At 67.0% G+C, this 14149-nt stretch carries 11 protein-coding genes; 2 read left to right on the top strand and 9 right to left on the bottom strand.

Translation table 11 applies throughout. The annotated features are described in order from the left end of the window. Positions 1 to 47: 47 nt before the first annotated feature. Both IC535_RS05495 and IC535_RS05500 read right to left on the bottom strand, forming a co-directional pair. The gene (locus IC535_RS05495; RefSeq protein WP_228885165.1) at positions 48 to 2333 is read right to left on the bottom strand and encodes a TonB-dependent receptor; all 2286 of its coding nucleotides are present in this window, start codon (positions 2331 to 2333) and stop codon (positions 48 to 50) included. Positions 2334 to 2517: 184 nt separating this feature from the next. Continuing rightward, entirely contained in the window at positions 2518 to 3651 is a 1134-nt protein-coding gene (locus tag IC535_RS05500; protein WP_228885164.1) for an alpha-D-ribose 1-methylphosphonate 5-triphosphate diphosphatase, read from the bottom strand. A gap of 101 nt (positions 3652 to 3752) precedes the next feature. On the opposite strand from IC535_RS05500, the gene phnF reads away from it, so the two are divergent. Next, positions 3753 to 4502 carry a phosphonate metabolism transcriptional regulator PhnF gene (gene phnF / locus IC535_RS05505; protein WP_228885163.1) on the top strand — a complete coding sequence of 250 codons (750 nt, stop codon included), beginning with the start codon at positions 3753 to 3755 and terminating at the stop codon, positions 4500 to 4502. Between the two features lie 62 nt (positions 4503 to 4564). Here the strand turns inward: phnF and IC535_RS05510 are convergent, their stop codons facing one another. From IC535_RS05510 to IC535_RS05540, 7 genes are all read right to left on the bottom strand, one after another. After that, positions 4565 to 5788: a TIGR03364 family FAD-dependent oxidoreductase gene (locus tag IC535_RS05510; RefSeq protein ID WP_228885161.1), complete on the bottom strand. Its 1224-nt coding sequence runs from the start codon at positions 5786 to 5788 to the stop codon at positions 4565 to 4567. Further along, positions 5739 to 7037, bottom strand: coding sequence for a DUF5690 family protein (locus tag IC535_RS05515; protein WP_228885159.1), 1299 nt, complete (start codon positions 7035 to 7037; stop codon positions 5739 to 5741). Before IC535_RS05515 ends, IC535_RS05510 begins: the two co-directional genes overlap by 50 nt. Next, entirely contained in the window at positions 7034 to 7741 is a 708-nt protein-coding gene (locus tag IC535_RS05520; RefSeq protein ID WP_228885158.1) for an HAD family hydrolase, read from the bottom strand. Before IC535_RS05520 ends, IC535_RS05515 begins: the two co-directional genes overlap by 4 nt. Before the next feature lie 388 nt (positions 7742 to 8129). After that, positions 8130 to 8660 (bottom strand): hypothetical protein, encoded by a 531-nt coding sequence (locus IC535_RS05525; protein ID WP_228885157.1) that lies wholly within the window; start codon positions 8658 to 8660, stop codon positions 8130 to 8132. A 312-nt stretch (positions 8661 to 8972) separates the two neighbouring features. Continuing rightward, positions 8973 to 10181 carry an acetyl-CoA C-acyltransferase gene (locus IC535_RS05530; RefSeq protein WP_228885156.1) on the bottom strand — a complete coding sequence of 403 codons (1209 nt, stop codon included), beginning with the start codon at positions 10179 to 10181 and terminating at the stop codon, positions 8973 to 8975. A gap of 91 nt (positions 10182 to 10272) precedes the next feature. Beyond that, positions 10273 to 12693 (bottom strand): 3-hydroxyacyl-CoA dehydrogenase/enoyl-CoA hydratase family protein, encoded by a 2421-nt coding sequence (locus IC535_RS05535; protein ID WP_228885155.1) that lies wholly within the window; start codon positions 12691 to 12693, stop codon positions 10273 to 10275. Between the two features lie 44 nt (positions 12694 to 12737). Beyond that, entirely contained in the window at positions 12738 to 13397 is a 660-nt protein-coding gene (locus tag IC535_RS05540; protein WP_228885154.1) for a TetR/AcrR family transcriptional regulator, read from the bottom strand. Positions 13398 to 13716: 319 nt separating this feature from the next. Between IC535_RS05540 and ndk the strand changes: the two genes are divergently transcribed. Beyond that, on the top strand, positions 13717 to 14142 hold the full coding sequence (gene ndk / locus IC535_RS05545) for a nucleoside-diphosphate kinase (protein WP_038688788.1): 426 nt from the start codon (positions 13717 to 13719) through the stop codon (positions 14140 to 14142). The last annotated feature ends 7 nt before the right edge of the window (positions 14143 to 14149 follow it).

The raw sequence follows: 14149 nt of genomic DNA on the forward strand, positions 1-14149 counted from the left end.
CCCGCGATGTCCGAGCATGGCTCGGACCTACCCCCGCCCGTCGTGCCCTAGAACCCCATCGTCACCGACAGGAACGCCTGGCGCGGGGCGCCGGGCAGCAGGGTCTGGAAGTCGCCGTCGCGGTCGTCGTCGCGGAAGCCGTTGCTGCCCAACGTGGCGATGTAGCGCTTGTCGGTGAGGTTGCTCACATCCAGCGCCACGTTGAGCTGGCGTAGCCGACCGATGTCCTTGCGCTCCCAGCTGAGGCCGGCGTTCCACAGCCAGAAGCCCGGCACCGACGCGTCGTTGGAATAGGTGTAGTAACGCTTGCCGGTGTACTTGCCGCCCAGCCGGACATTGAACGCGCCGAAGCGATGGCTCAGTTCGGTGGCGAACATGTGTCGGGGCGTATCCACCATCTGCTTGTCCCTGGCCGGCACCCTGTGGCTGCCGTCTTCGGGGTTGGTATAACTGTTGTTGAGGTAGTCCTCGTTGTAGCGCGAATCGTTGAAGGTGACGCTGTTGAGCCAGCGCATGCCCTCGACCGGCTTCCAGACCACAGCCAACTCGGCGCCGCGCGTGCTGGCACTGCCGACGTTGGCGAACTGGTTGGGGCAACTGACCACTCCGGCGCACGGCACGATGATCAGCTGGCGGTCGTTGAACGCGGTGGCATAGACCGTCGCCGAGGCCTCGACATGGTCGTTGCCGAAGCGGATGCCGGTCTGCAGCGAGCGCGAGGATTCCGGTTTGGCGGTCAGTGCACTCAGGTCGAATGCTTCCTGGGTGAGCGACCAGGCACCGTTGACGCCAGGGCGGAATGCAGCCTGGTTTTCGCTGTAAGTGGCGAACACGTCGGCCTGCTCGTTGAGCTGCCAGCGCAGCCCAAGCTGCGGCATGAACGCATCACGTGCCTGCAGGCGGCCACCTGCGCGACCGGGCGCGATCACCTCGGCATCGGTCACCACGCGCTGGCCCTTGAAGCCGATATCGATGCCGAGCCGGTCGTCTGCCAGCTGCAGCGAATCCTGCAGGTACCACTGCAGGGTGCGGGTTTCCCAGCGCTGGCGGAACAGCCGGCCGTCGAACCGGGAGGCATCGATCAGGTGGTGCTCGTTGACCGGCCCATCGATATGCACATAGCTGCGCCCACCGCTGTGCACGTTGCGCTCGTACCAGAACCCGGCTTCGATCTGGTGCACGCCGAACTGGCGGCTGAGCGCGGCCAGCGTACCGGCGCGTTCGACGTCGTAGCTGGTGACGCGCAGCGCCAGCGGGATCTCCGGCGAGGCGATGTGCGGGGTGAACCAGTGGCCTTGGCCGGCGTTGCGATGGTAGTAGACGCTGGCGTTGAGCGTGGTATCGGACCCCAACTGGAACACGCCGTTGAGGCCTGCCAGATAATCGTCGCGCAGGCCGCGTGCCAGGTAGTACGCATCATCCTTGCCCTGCGCGCAGCCCTGATAACGGCCATGCGCCGCTTCGAGCGCGGTATCCCAGTCCGGGGCATAGTTGTCCCAGTCCATGCCGCAGCGCTCGATCAGGTTGCGCGACAGGTCCAGATCGTCGGTTTCATCCCGGCTGGAGTAGTCGAACCAGCCATTGAGGCGATGGCCATCGCCCCATTCGAACAGGGTCTTGGCATTGAGTTGTTTCTGGCGCCGCGCGCCGCCGCCTTTCCACTTGTCCGCCTCGCTGCTCATCGCCGAAACATAGCTGCTGAAGCCGCCGATCTGGCCGCTGTCGTAGCGGGCGAACACGCGGTGGCTGGCGTTGTTGCCGATTGCCAGCGAGACCAGGGTCTCCGCTTCGGTGGCGGGATCGCGGGTGGTGTACAGCAGGCTGCCGCCGAGGTTGCTGGTGGAGGCGGTGCGCAGCGCACCCGCGCCTTGGGCGACATCAATCAGGGCGATGTTCTCGGCGCTGACCGCACGGTTCGGGCTGAGCCCGTTGCTGTTGGCATAGCTGTTGTCGCCCAGCGGGATGCCATCCAAGGTGTAGCCCAGCTGGTTCTGGGCGAAGCCGCGGATGGCGATGCGGTTGGACCATTCGTAGCTGCCCCAGGGGTCGGAGGCGACGAAATGGACCCCGGGCAGTTTCTCAAGCACCTTGATCGGATTGGTGCCTGGTGCACTGGCGGCGATTTCCACGGCGCTGACTTCCTGCTGCTGGCGGGTCCGGCGGCTGCCGATCACGCTCAGGCCGTCCAGGGTGACCGCCTCATGGGCGGCGCCCAGCTCGGCGCTGTCGTTGGCGGCAGCGGCCGAGGGTGCCGCGGTGGCCTGCAGCGGCGCGTACAGCAGGGCCAGCAGGCCCAGGGTCAGTGGTTTGCGTCGAACAAGAACGGGGGACATCGCGGGGGTCGCCTGTCGAGGGAAGGGACGCCTGGCAGGGCCCGGTGGCGGACGGCTGCGGCGGTGTCGACAGGATGCTGGTGGCCGGTGTAGCAGCGGTGGCATGCACTGCGCAGCTGCGGCCACCTGTCCAGGCTCTGCTCGGACTTGTCCGCGATTCACCGCCGCGATGCCCGGTCGCCGCTCAGCCCAGCCGGCGCCGGCCCGCGACCCACACCTCGACCAGGCGCAGCGAATCGTCGGCGCGGACCCGCAACAGGTCGGCGCGCGCGCCAATGGCCAGCGCACCGCGGTCGTCCAGTCCCAGCGCCCGCGCCGGCGCCAGTGTGGCGGTACGCACCGCCTGCGGCAGGCTCCACCCGGCCTGCTGCTGCAGCACGCCGATCGCCGGCAGCAGGCTGCCCGGTACATAGTCCGAGGAGATCGCATCCAGTACCCCGGCCCGGGCCAGTTCCAGCGCGGCGACGTTACCTGAATGCGAGCGCCCCCGCAGCAGATTGGGCGCGCCGGCGACCACCGTCAGCCCGGCGGCATGCGCGGCGCGAGCCGCAGCCAGGGTGGTGGGAAACTCGCAGATGTCGGCGCGGTAGCCCAGCGCTTCGTCGACGTCTTCCAGGGTGGTGTCGTCGTGACTGGCCAGGCGCAGCTGCGGTACGGACGCCTGCGCCATTGCCAGCGCACCGGCCAGGTTGCGTGCGCGATGCTGATGCTGCGCCGTGCGCGCCTGCTGCAGCCAAGCCTGCGCGGCGTCGGGCTGCATTCCGCACTGGTGCCGATAGCGTTCCAGGTCCCGATACTGGCGCTGGCCGGGCGTGTGGTCGGTCAGCGACAGCAGCCGCAGCCCGGGCTGGGCCAGCAGCGGCGGCAGCTGCTCAAGCAGGTCCGCACAGGGCAGCTCGGCGCGCAGGTGCAGGTAATGCGAGACCCGCAAGGTCTGCGCGGCCTGTGCCTGGGCCAGCGCCTGGCAGATCCGCAGCGGCGCGGGCAGCGGTTCGGTGCCCGGCGCGACGTAGCCCAGGCTCAGCGCCTCACAGGCACTGGTGATGCCGGCACCGAGCAATTCGCTGTCGTGCGCGGCCAGCGCCAGCGCCGCCGGCCAGTGCACCCCGGGTCGCGGCTGCAGGTGACGCTCCAGATTGTCGGTGTGCAACTCGACCAGGCCGGGCAGGACCAGGTCACCGCCAACATCGATTGCGCACGGCTGGCGTAAACGGCCCGTCCCGATCGCCGCGATGCGGCCATCGCGGATCGACAGGTGGCCATCCACTATCTCGTCGGGAAGCACCAGTTGCAGGTTGTGCAGCAGCAGTTCGGTCATGGGCGTGGGATCGTCGGGGAAGGCGTGTCATCGCACTGACATATATCGGGAATGGAATCCGTCGCGGCGCCGTCGGCGCGTTCCAGGCGAGGTGTGAGTGCATGAACGGGATTGAGTCTACGCAGGCCCTGCAGCGCAGAGGCCGGCAGCCATTGTGGCAGCAGATCGAACTGGCCCTGCTGCAGGATATCCGCAGCGGCACCTTGCGCGAGGGCATGCAGCTGCCTTCGGCACGCGACCTGGCGCTGCGTTTCGGGGTCAACCGGCAGACCGTCCGGCATGCCATCGAGAGCCTGCAGGAGCGCGGCGTGCTGCGCACCGAGAACGGCTGCGGCAGCTTCGTGCAGGAGCATCCGTACCGCTATCTGATCGGACGCCGCGCGCGCTTCGGCCGGGCCATGCACGACCTCAACGTCAGCAGCGAGTACCGGCTGCTGGAGAGCGGGGTGCAGCCGGCGTCGCGCATCGTGCAGCGGGCGTTGCGGCTGGCGTCGGGCCAGCAGGTGCAGCGCATCGTGTATGCCAGCAGCGTCGAGGGCCGGCAGGTGGATTACAGCCAGGCCTGGTTCCCACACGAACGCTTCCCCGGCATCTGCGCGGTGTTCGAGCGGGAGCGCTCGATCACCCGCAGCCTGGCTGCGTTCGGCGTGCACGACTATCTGCGTCAGTACACCGCTGTGATGGCGCGGCTGCCCAACGCCGAGGTCGCGCGTGAACTGGGTCAGTCCACCCGGCGTCCGGTACTGCATGTGCAGTCGATCAATGTCGATCCGCACGGAGTGCCGGTGCAGTTCGGTGACACCTGGTTTGCCGGCGACTGGATCCAGCTGCTGCTGGCACCGGATGCGTGAATGCAGCAGCGCCGACCCCTTGGGTCGGCGCTGTCTGCCGGCTTCATCGGCCAGGCGTTGGCTCAGGCAGCGCCCCGCACCTGCTTTTGGTAACGTCCGTCCACCACTTCTTCGGCCAGGCCGAAGCTCAGGGTCATGCCCAGTCCGCCGCCTCCCACCGCATTGACCACGGTTACGCCCGGCTCGGCCTCGACGATGAATTCACGGCTGCCATCGGTAAGCTTGGGGTAGATCCCGTGCCAGCTCTGCAGTAGTTGCAGGTCGGGCAGGTGCAGGAAGCGGCGCAGGTAATCGATGACGCGCTGGTTCACCGCCGCATCATCGAAGGGATCGTGCGTATGCGCATAGGCATGTGAATCGCCGATGCTGATCTGGCCCTGGCCGTTCTGCGCGGCCATCACGTGGATGCCAAGTTCCAGCAGGTCCGGGTACTGTTGCTGATAGCGGCGGCGCAGCGGTTCCAGATCGGTGACCTGCTGGAAGCCGGGGTAGTGCACCAGCGACAAGCCACCGCACAGGGCCGCGCCAAGCCTGAACGCCGACGATGGCGCGGCCAGGCGCATCATCTGCAGCTTGCAGCGCGTCAGCGGTGCGTTCGCGTACAGCTCCGGGTACAACTGTTCGAACTCCGGGCCGCTGCACACGAATACCCGGTCGGCGTGGAAGCGGCGCTGGCCGGATTGCGCCCAGCCGGGCCCTACCGCGGTTACCGGCGTGCGCCAGTGGAACTGCACCTGATGCCGCTCCTGCAGATAGAGCGGCAGGATGCGGATCGCTTCGCGCGGATCGACCACCAGTTCATCGGCATTGAACAGCGCGCCACGCAGTTGCCCAGTCACCAGTGCCGGGTAGCGGGCCAGCGTATCGGCGCGACCGAGCAATCGGCAGGGCCGTTGTCCCTGGTTGGCGGCGGCGTACTGGGCCAGCACCGCGTATTCGTCGTCGGCATTAGCAACATGCAGTGAACCGCAGGGATCATGCCACATGCCCGTGGCATCAATCAGTTCCTGCCAGATCTGCCGCGAGCGCAGGGCGCGCTGGTATTCCGGGCCGTTGCCGACGCCGATCGGCCAGATCATGCCGAAGTTGCGGATCGAAGCGCCTACCGCGCGCTCATGCCGCTCCAGTACGGCGACGCGATGGCCGCGGACGGCGAGGGCGCGGGCCATGGCCAGCCCGACGATGCCGGCGCCGACGACGATGGCGGAAGGTTGCGACATGAGGAAATCTCCGGAGTCAGACCGCAGGGGCGGCAGTGGCATGCCGTTCGCGACGCGCCCGGCCATGGAAATAGGCGGCCGAGCCGATCAGGCAGAGGCTGCCGAGCAGGGCCAGATGCAGGACCGCCTGGCCGAAGAACTCGACCCAGGAAAGCTGGACACGGGCCAGCTCCCTGGCCAGCAGTACCAGCACGCTGCCCAGATAGCCGAAGGCATCGGACAGGTACATCAGGAAGCCGACGTTGCCGGCGATCCGGAACGTCGAGATCAGCCGCTCGTAGAACACGCAGTTGAACGGTACATAGGCCAGGTACAGGCCGAACCCGGTCAGGCCCAGCCAGGTCAGCGGCGGCAGCCAGTGCGCCTGGAACGCCAGGGTGCTTAGCCCCGCGATCAGCAGCCCGCTCAGCATCATGCCGTGCAGCACCATCAGCCCACGCAGGTGGTCGCGGAACCAGCTCAGGCCGGCGGTCAGCGCCAGTACCGCCACCGCGATCGGGGTTTCGATCAGGACAAACACGCCGGCGCTATGGCCGTAGCCCAGGTCGGTCAGCAGTTCGGCTTCGAAGCTGTCGCGGAAGTCGCGGACCACGGTCAGGCACAGATAGCACAGCACCACCAGCACCAGCCCGGGCAGGAACCGGCGGACGAAGGCGCGGCGCTCAGCGCGGTCCATCGGCCGGCGCACGCTGCGCTCGCGGCGGTCGGCAGCGTCCGGGTCGGGGATGCGTTCGAGCATGCGAATGGACAGCAGCAACAGGGGCAGGAACAGCAGCCCGGTCAGGAACGGCATCCAGTATTCACTGACACCCTGCAGCAGCAGCCACTTGCCGACGCTTTTGACGATCCCCGAGGCCATGATGAAGCTGGAGGCCAGGATCGCGGCCATCACCTCGGTGCTGCGGCGCCCTTCCAGGTAGCTGAACACCAGCCCCCAGACCATGCCCAGCGGCAATCCGTTGAGGAACAGGAAGGGAATGTTCCAGGGCGCCGGCACCGTAGCGAAACCGAGCAGGGCCAGCCACGCGCAGGCCATCAGGCCGAGCAGCAGCGCCTGCCGATGTTCGCGGCGCAGGCCGCCGATCACCCCGATGCCGACGAACTTGCTGCACATGTAGCCCAGCACTTGGGCGATCACCAGCCACACTTTGTAGTCCAGTCCGAACAGGCTGTCGCCGCCGTCGAAGGTGGCTGCCGCGAACGGCTTGCGGAAGGCATACATGCAGCTGTAGGTACTCAGTGCCACGGCACCGGCAAACACGCTGATCCATGCCGGGTGCTGGCGCAGCCGGGCCAGCGTAGCCGCGGCTGTCATCTGGACGCCTCCGGTGCGGCAGACTGGACCTCGGGCAGCGGCGGCAGATCGAGCAGGCCGGGCAGGGCATCAAGGTGGGAAATGACCCGGTCCGGTGCATGGCTGCGCAGCTGCGTGCGGGTGTAGGCACCGGTGGTGACGGCCACCACCAGCCCGACCCGGGCATTGCGGCCTTCCTGGATGTCCACTTCGGTATCGCCGATCTTCACTACCGCGCTGGCATCGGTGATCTGCAGGCGCGCCATCAGGGTCTGGATCATATGCGCGGCCGGGCGCCCGGCGGGCACCTCGTCGCTGGCGATAAAGGCATCGATGCGTGACTGCCAGCCCAGGCGCTGGACGATGCTCTCGGCGATATCGCGGCTGAAGCCGGTGTTGAGCGCCACCGCCACCCCATGCGCACGCAGGTGGGCGAAGACCGCCTCGGCAGCAGGCAGGGCGACGATGCCCGGGCCGTGCCGGTAGCGATGCAGCATGCTTTGTACGAAGTCGGCATGGATTCGTTCGATCAGCGCAGGCGTGGCCGCAGCGCCGAGCAGGCGCCCGATCGCTTCGGGCTTGCGGTAGCCCATCAACGGCCGCACGGTTTCCGCATCGACCGGGTGCCCAGCGGCGGCCATCGCGTTGATGAAGGCCTGGCCGACATGGCCGGGATCGGCCACGGTGGTACCGGCCATATCGAACACTGCCAAGGAGTACTGCATCTGGGACACCGCAGGAAAGAAGAGATGGCCAGTTTGTGGGGAGACCATCCAATCACGATGACAGCAAGTAACCAGGTAGGTCCGCCTGGCTGCTCAGGCGGACCGCCGGCCAATGCATCGTGCGGATACGGGGCAAGCCGTGTCGCGCGGCCGAACCTGCCACCGCGGGGTCAACGGCTGGCTTCGGCGGAGGCCGGCGAAGCGGCTGGGCAGGCGTCGGTCATGGCGCACAGTCATCTGCGCGGTGGCAGCGGTGGGCAGTCCGGGTGATCGGTCGAATCATCAGCGTGGACGCCATCAAGATGGCAGATACGACAACGACAGCCGTGAGGCTGCCGTTGTGTTTTTGTAGCCTTACCCGCATCCGGCGGTGTTGATTGCGCGATGCCTACAGGATGACAAACGTGGACGGACCACCGCCGTCGGTGACGCCGGTGCTGGCACAGGCCGCGTTCAAGGTCGCTCCAAGATTCAGTAGATTGAACTGTGCCACCGCGGAACGGCCGACATAACGGCCCTGCGTGATGTTGCCGGTGGCGACGATCACCAGATTGCCACTGATCGCATTCACCGTAGCGGTGAAGCTGTACGTACTGCTGCCACCATCGCTCCAGTGGATGGTCCAGATGGCCGGCGCTGGGGAAAGCAGGCTCTGGCAAGAAAAAGGCGCGGTGAACTGTTCGACGGAAGTGGCTCCCACAAGGATGGGAAGCGTGCCCACCCCGGCACAGCTCCAGTCGGTCTCCGTAGAGACGGTATGGGTCTGCGTGGTATTGGTTACCCCCGGATCCCAGTTGGCGGTGTGATTTCCGGTGCAGATGACGGTGGCCTGCGCGCTGGGGGCCGCAACCAGGCAGGCTATCGCCAGGAGCAGCACGGTCAGCAGGGAGAGCGGTCTGGATGTTGGCGCATTTGACATGATCAAATCTCCATGGAATTCATGTGAGTTTGCTTCTGCTAATGACCCCAAAGCTGGATGTCTCCACTGGTCAGGTGGTCGATCAACGGCGCCGCTGACGGCTAGGACGCGAGCACAAGCTCACAGGCCGGGTGTGATGCTGCCGTGATCCTGCGTGAGGGGAGGGCGGCGATCAGACTGGGGTGGCACCGCAACCAGCGGCGCGACCAAGCCTTGACGTGGCCGCGCCGAAGGCCAGGTTGCTGCATCGACCAACGGTCGATGCCTACCGACGTGACCGGTGCCGGCCTGGGGTCGGCACCGGTCGCTGCATCACAGCGATTCGAAGATGCCTGCCGCGCCCATGCCGGTGCCGATGCACATGGTGACCATGCCGTACTTCTGCTGGCGGCGGCGCAGGCCGTGCAGCAGGGTGGCGGTACGGATCGCGCCGGTGGCGCCGAGCGGATGGCCCAGGGCGATCGCGCCGCCCAGCGGGTTGACCTTGGACGGGTCCAGGCCGCAATCGCGGATCACCGCCAGCGACTGCGCGGCGAAGGCTTCGTTGAGCTCGATCCAGTCCAGCTGGTCCTGGGTCAGGCCGGCCTGCTTGAGCGCCTTGGGGATCGCGGCAATCGGGCCGATGCCCATCACTTCCGGGCGCACGCCGGCCACCGAGAAGCTGACGAAGCGGGCCAGCGGGGTCAGGCCGTAGTCCTTGATCGCCTGCGCCGACGCCAGCAGCACCGCACCGGCGCCGTCGCTCATCTGCGAGGAGTTGCCGGCGGTGACGGTGCCGCCGAACTGGCCGTTGCGGAACACCGGGCGCAGCTTGGCCAGGCCTTCGGCGGACGAATCCAGGCGCGGGCCTTCGTCGGTATCGACGATCGTGTCGCGGGTGATGATGCGGTGGCCGTCGGCCAGGTCCGGCTGGCGGGTGCGCACGTCATAGGGGCTGATCTCGTCCTTGAACTCGCCGTTCTGGATCGCGGCGATCGCCTTCTGGTGCGAGGCGAGGGCGAAGGCGTCCTGCTCTTCGCGCGAGACCTTCCATTCCTCGGCGACCTTCTCGGCGGTGATGCCCATGCCGTAGGCGATGGCGACGTGGTCGTTGTCGAACACACTCGGCGCCATCGCGATCTTGTTGCCCATCATCGGCACCATCGACATCGACTCGGTGCCGCCGGCCAGCATCAGGTCGGCATTGCCCAGGCGGATCTGGTCGGCGGCCATAGCCACCGCCTGCAGGCCCGAGGAGCAGAAGCGGTTGACCGTCTGCGCGGCGATGGTGTCCGGCAGGCCGGCCAGCAGCACGCCGATGCGCGCCACGTTCATGCCTTGCTCGGCTTCGGGCATGGCGCAGCCGATGATCGCGTCATCGATGCGGTTGACGTCCACGCCCGGCGCCTGGGCGACTACGGCGCGGAGCACGTGGGCGAGCATGTCATCGGGACGGGTATTGCGGAACATGCCCTTGGGCGCCTTGCCGACCGGGGTACGGGTGGCGGCGACGATGTAGGCGTCCTGGATTTGCTTGGTCATTGCAGTGATCTCTTGAATGTGGGGACAGGTGTGCCGACCAACGGTCGGCACCTACCGGGCGCGGACGGGGGCCGTCGCGCCCGGCGCGCCATCAATTACGCAGCGGCTTGCCGGTCTTGAGCATGTGCGCGATGCGGGCCTGGGTCTTTTCCTGCTGGGCCAGTTCGACGAAGTGCTTGCGCTCCAGGGTCAGCAACCACTCTTCGTCCACCAGCGTGCCGCGGTCCACTTCGCCACCGCACAGCACAGTGGCGATGCGCACGGCGATCTCGTAGTCGTAGGGGCTGATGAAGCGGCCTTCGAGCATGTTGACCAGCATCATCTTGAAGGTGGCGATGCCGACGTCGCCAGCGACCTGGATGCGGCGCGCCGGCATCGGCGGGCGGTAGCCGCCCTCGGCCAGCGCCAGCACTTCGGCCTTGGCGATGTGCAGCGCCTCGAAGCTGTTGAACACCACCTTGTCGTTGGCGCGCATCAGGCCCAGTTCCTTGGCGTTGACCGCCGAGTTGGAGACCTTGGCCATGGCCACGGTTTCGAAAGTCTTCTTCAGCTCGGCGAATACGTCGCCGCCCGGACCGGCCGCCTGCGAGGCGCGCACGGCCAGTTCCTTCAGGCCGCCACCGGCCGGCAGCAGGCCGACCCCGGCTTCGACCAGGCCGATGTAGCTTTCCAGCGCGGCCACGCTCTTGGCGCTGTGCATCTGGAACTCGCAGCCGCCGCCCAGGGCCAGGCCGCGCACGGCGGTCACCACCGGCACCAGCGAATACTTGATCGCCTGGCTGGTGCGCTGGAAGTTGTGCACCATCTCCTCGAACTGGTCGACCTTGCCGGCCTGCAGCAGGCCCAATGCGCCGGCCAGATCGGCACCGGCGGAGAAGGGCTCCTTCTGCTGCCAGATCACCAGGCCCTTGTAATCCTGCTCGGCGCGCTTGATCGCTTCCTGCAGGCCATTGAGCACGTGATCGGAAACGGTGTTCATCTTGGTCTTGAAGCTGACCACCGCGATGCCGTCGCCGTCGTGCCACATGCGCACGCCGTCGTTCTCGAACACGGTCTCGCCCGGGGCGAACTTCTCGCCCAGCAGCGGATCGGGGAAGCGCTGGCGCTGGTACACCGGCAGCGCCGAACGCGGCAGCTTGGCGTTGCGCGACGGGCTGTAGCTGCCTTCGGCGGCGTGCACGCCGTCGCGGCCGTCGAACACCCAATCGGGCAGCGGGGCGTTGCTCATGCTCTTGCCGGCCACGATGTCATCGGCGATCCACTGCGCCACCTGCTTCCAGCCGGCGGCCTGCCAGGTCTCGAACGGGCCCAGCGACCAGCCGTAGCCCCAGCGGATGGCCAGGTCGACGTCGCGCGCGGTCTCGGCGATGTCGGCCAAGTGGTAGGCGCTGTAATGGAACAGGTCGCGGAAGGTCGCCCACAGGAACTGCGCCTGCGGGTGCTGGCTCTCGCGCAGCTTGGCGAACTTCTCGGCTGGGTTCTTGACCTTCAGGATCTCGACCACTTCCGGTGCGGCGGCGCGGTCAGCCGGACGGTATGCATTTGCGGATCCATCCGCAGAAGCCTGGCCATCCTTGGCCAGACTCTTCAATTTCTCCAAATCCAGCACCACGATGTCCTTGCCGACCTTGCGGAAGATGCCGGCGCCGGTCTTCTGGCCGAGCGCGCCCTTGGCAATCAGCGCGTCCAGCCACTTGGGCGACTTGAAGAATTCATGCCACGGATCGTTGGGCAGGGTGTCGCCCATGGTCTTGATCACGTGCGCCATGGTATCCAGGCCGACCACGTCGGAGGTGCGGTAGGTGGCCGACTTCGGGCGGCCGACCAGCGGGCCGGTCAGGCCGTCCACTTCGTCAAAGCCCAGGCCGAATTCCTGGGTGTGGTGGATGGTGGACAGGATCGAGAACACGCCGATGCGGTTGCCGATGAAGTTCGGGGTGTCCTTGGCGTACACCACGCCCTTGCCCAGGGTGGTGACCAGGAACGCTTCCAGGCCTTCCAGCACGGCGGCATCGGTGGTGCTGGCCGGGATCAGCTCGGCCAGGTGCATGTAGCGCGGCGGGTTGAAGAAATGCACGCCGCAGAAGCGGTGGCGCAGCTGTTCGGGCAGCACGTCGGCGAGCTTGTTGATGCCCAGGCCGGAGGTGTTGGAGGCCAGCACGGCGTGATCGGCCACGAACGGGGCGATCTTCTTGTACAGGTCCTGCTTCCAGTCCATCCGTTCGGCGATGGCTTCGATGATCAGGTCGCAGTCGCGCAGCTGCTCCAGGCCAGTCTCGTAGTTGGCCGGCGTGATCGCCTCGGCGTAGGACTTGCTGGCCAGCGGGGCAGGGCTGAGCTTGCCCAGGTTGGCGATGGCCTTGAGCACGATGCCGTCGGCCGGGCCTTCCTTGGCGGGCAGGTCGAACAGCACGGTGTCGACGCCGGCGTTGGTCAGGTGGGCGGCGATCTGGGCACCCATGACGCCGGCACCCAGCACGGCGGCGCGGCGGACTAGCAGGGAATTGGACATGTCGATAAGCCTTTGGTTGTCTGGAAGCCGGGCATGGCCCGGCTCTACGGGGTGGAGAGGGGGGCCGGCGCCGGGGCGGCCGCGCTGGCGCGGAACCCGGCTTCGGCGAAATGGATCAGTTCGTGGGCGGCATGGGCACGATGCGCCGCTTCGGTGACACCCGGCGGACGCTTGATCAGGCCGAAGTCGGCCATCGCATAGGTCAGCGCGCCGGCCAGGAAATCCAGCCGCCAGTACAGCTCTTCCTTGCTCAGGCCGGGCAGGCAGGCGGCGATGGTCCTGCCGAACTCGCGCAGCACGTGGCCGTAGTGGTCGGAGAGGAACTTGCGCAGGTTGTCGTTCTTTTCGGCGTAGGCGCGGGCGATCACCCGCACGAAGGCGCCACCGCTCTGGCGGTCCTGGGCCATCGCCAGGGCCGGCTCGACGAAGGCGGCCAGCACCGGGCGCAGCTGGCCGGGGTGGTCGCGGCGGGCGGTGTCCAGCTGGGCCAGGCGCGCGGTGGTCATTTCGTCCATGCGCCGGCGGAACACCTCGTTGACCAGGTTTTCCTTGGACCCGAAGTGGTAGTTGACCGCGGCGATGTTCACATCGGCCTGGCTGGTGACCTGGCGCAGCGAGGTCCCGGCGAAGCCGTGCTGGGCGAACAGCTCTTCGGCCGCGCCGAGGATGCGGTCCTTGGTGGAGAAATGGGCGGGCTTGGCCATGGGCGGGGCAGGCTTCAATCAAACGATTGTTTGATATTAGCGCCGCGGCTGCGCTGCGGCATTGTGCGGCGCACAATGCCGCATGGGATTCGTTCATCCGGGATCGGTAGTGCCGGCCGCTGGCCGGCAACCCCGCCGAGCTGAACGGGGCCGCTTCGCTTGGCGCGCATGGGGTTGCCGGCCAGCGGCCGGCACTACCGCATGGCCGGGTTACACGTTAGAATTGGCGCACGTATATCAGGCTAAGCCCGCGTTTTGACGCGGGTTTTTTTCATGCTAACCTCGGGCCGATCAGTGGCCCGCCCAACGGAGTATTCCCATGGCGCTGGAGCGCACCCTTTCCATCATCAAGCCGGACGCCGTCGCCAAGAACGTCATCGGCGAAATCTACGCCCGCTTCGAAAAGGCCGGCCTGAAGGTCGTCGCCGCCAAGTACAAGCAGCTGTCGCGCCGTGAAGCCGAAGGCTTCTACGCCGTGCACCGCGAGCGTCCGTTCTTCAATGCGCTGGTCGAGTTCATGATCTCCGGCCCGGTGATGATCCAGGCGCTGGAAGGCGACAACGCCGTGCTGGCCCACCGCGACCTGCTGGGCGCCACCAACCCGAAGGAAGCCGCCGCCGGTACCATCCGCGCCGACTTCGCCGAATCCATCGATGCCAATGCCGCCCACGGCTCGGACTCGGTCGAGAACGCCGCGATTGAAATCGCCTACTTCTTCGCCGCGACCGAAGTCGTTTCGCGCTGAGAGTGAT

The organism is Stenotrophomonas rhizophila (assembly GCF_020857975.1).
Taxonomy (GTDB): domain Bacteria; phylum Pseudomonadota; class Gammaproteobacteria; order Xanthomonadales; family Xanthomonadaceae; genus Stenotrophomonas; species Stenotrophomonas rhizophila_C.

Bases quoted from the DNA above. Each gene is read 5' to 3' on its own strand.
- IC535_RS05495 (WP_228885165.1), bottom strand. From the start codon at position 2,333: ATGTCCCCCGTTCTTGTTCGACGCAAACCACTGACCCTGGGCCTGCTG.
- IC535_RS05500 (WP_228885164.1), bottom strand. From the start codon at position 3,651: ATGACCGAACTGCTGCTGCACAACCTGCAACTGGTGCTTCCCGACGAG.
- phnF (WP_228885163.1), top strand. From the start codon at position 3,753: ATGAACGGGATTGAGTCTACGCAGGCCCTGCAGCGCAGAGGCCGGCAG.
- IC535_RS05510 (WP_228885161.1), bottom strand. From the start codon at position 5,788: ATGGCCGGGCGCGTCGCGAACGGCATGCCACTGCCGCCCCTGCGGTCT.
- IC535_RS05515 (WP_228885159.1), bottom strand. From the start codon at position 7,037: ATGACAGCCGCGGCTACGCTGGCCCGGCTGCGCCAGCACCCGGCATGG.
- IC535_RS05520 (WP_228885158.1), bottom strand. From the start codon at position 7,741: ATGCAGTACTCCTTGGCAGTGTTCGATATGGCCGGTACCACCGTGGCC.
- IC535_RS05525 (WP_228885157.1), bottom strand. From the start codon at position 8,660: ATGTCAAATGCGCCAACATCCAGACCGCTCTCCCTGCTGACCGTGCTG.
- IC535_RS05530 (WP_228885156.1), bottom strand. From the start codon at position 10,181: ATGACCAAGCAAATCCAGGACGCCTACATCGTCGCCGCCACCCGTACC.
- IC535_RS05535 (WP_228885155.1), bottom strand. From the start codon at position 12,693: ATGTCCAATTCCCTGCTAGTCCGCCGCGCCGCCGTGCTGGGTGCCGGC.
- IC535_RS05540 (WP_228885154.1), bottom strand. From the start codon at position 13,397: ATGGCCAAGCCCGCCCATTTCTCCACCAAGGACCGCATCCTCGGCGCG.
- ndk (WP_038688788.1), top strand. From the start codon at position 13,717: ATGGCGCTGGAGCGCACCCTTTCCATCATCAAGCCGGACGCCGTCGCC.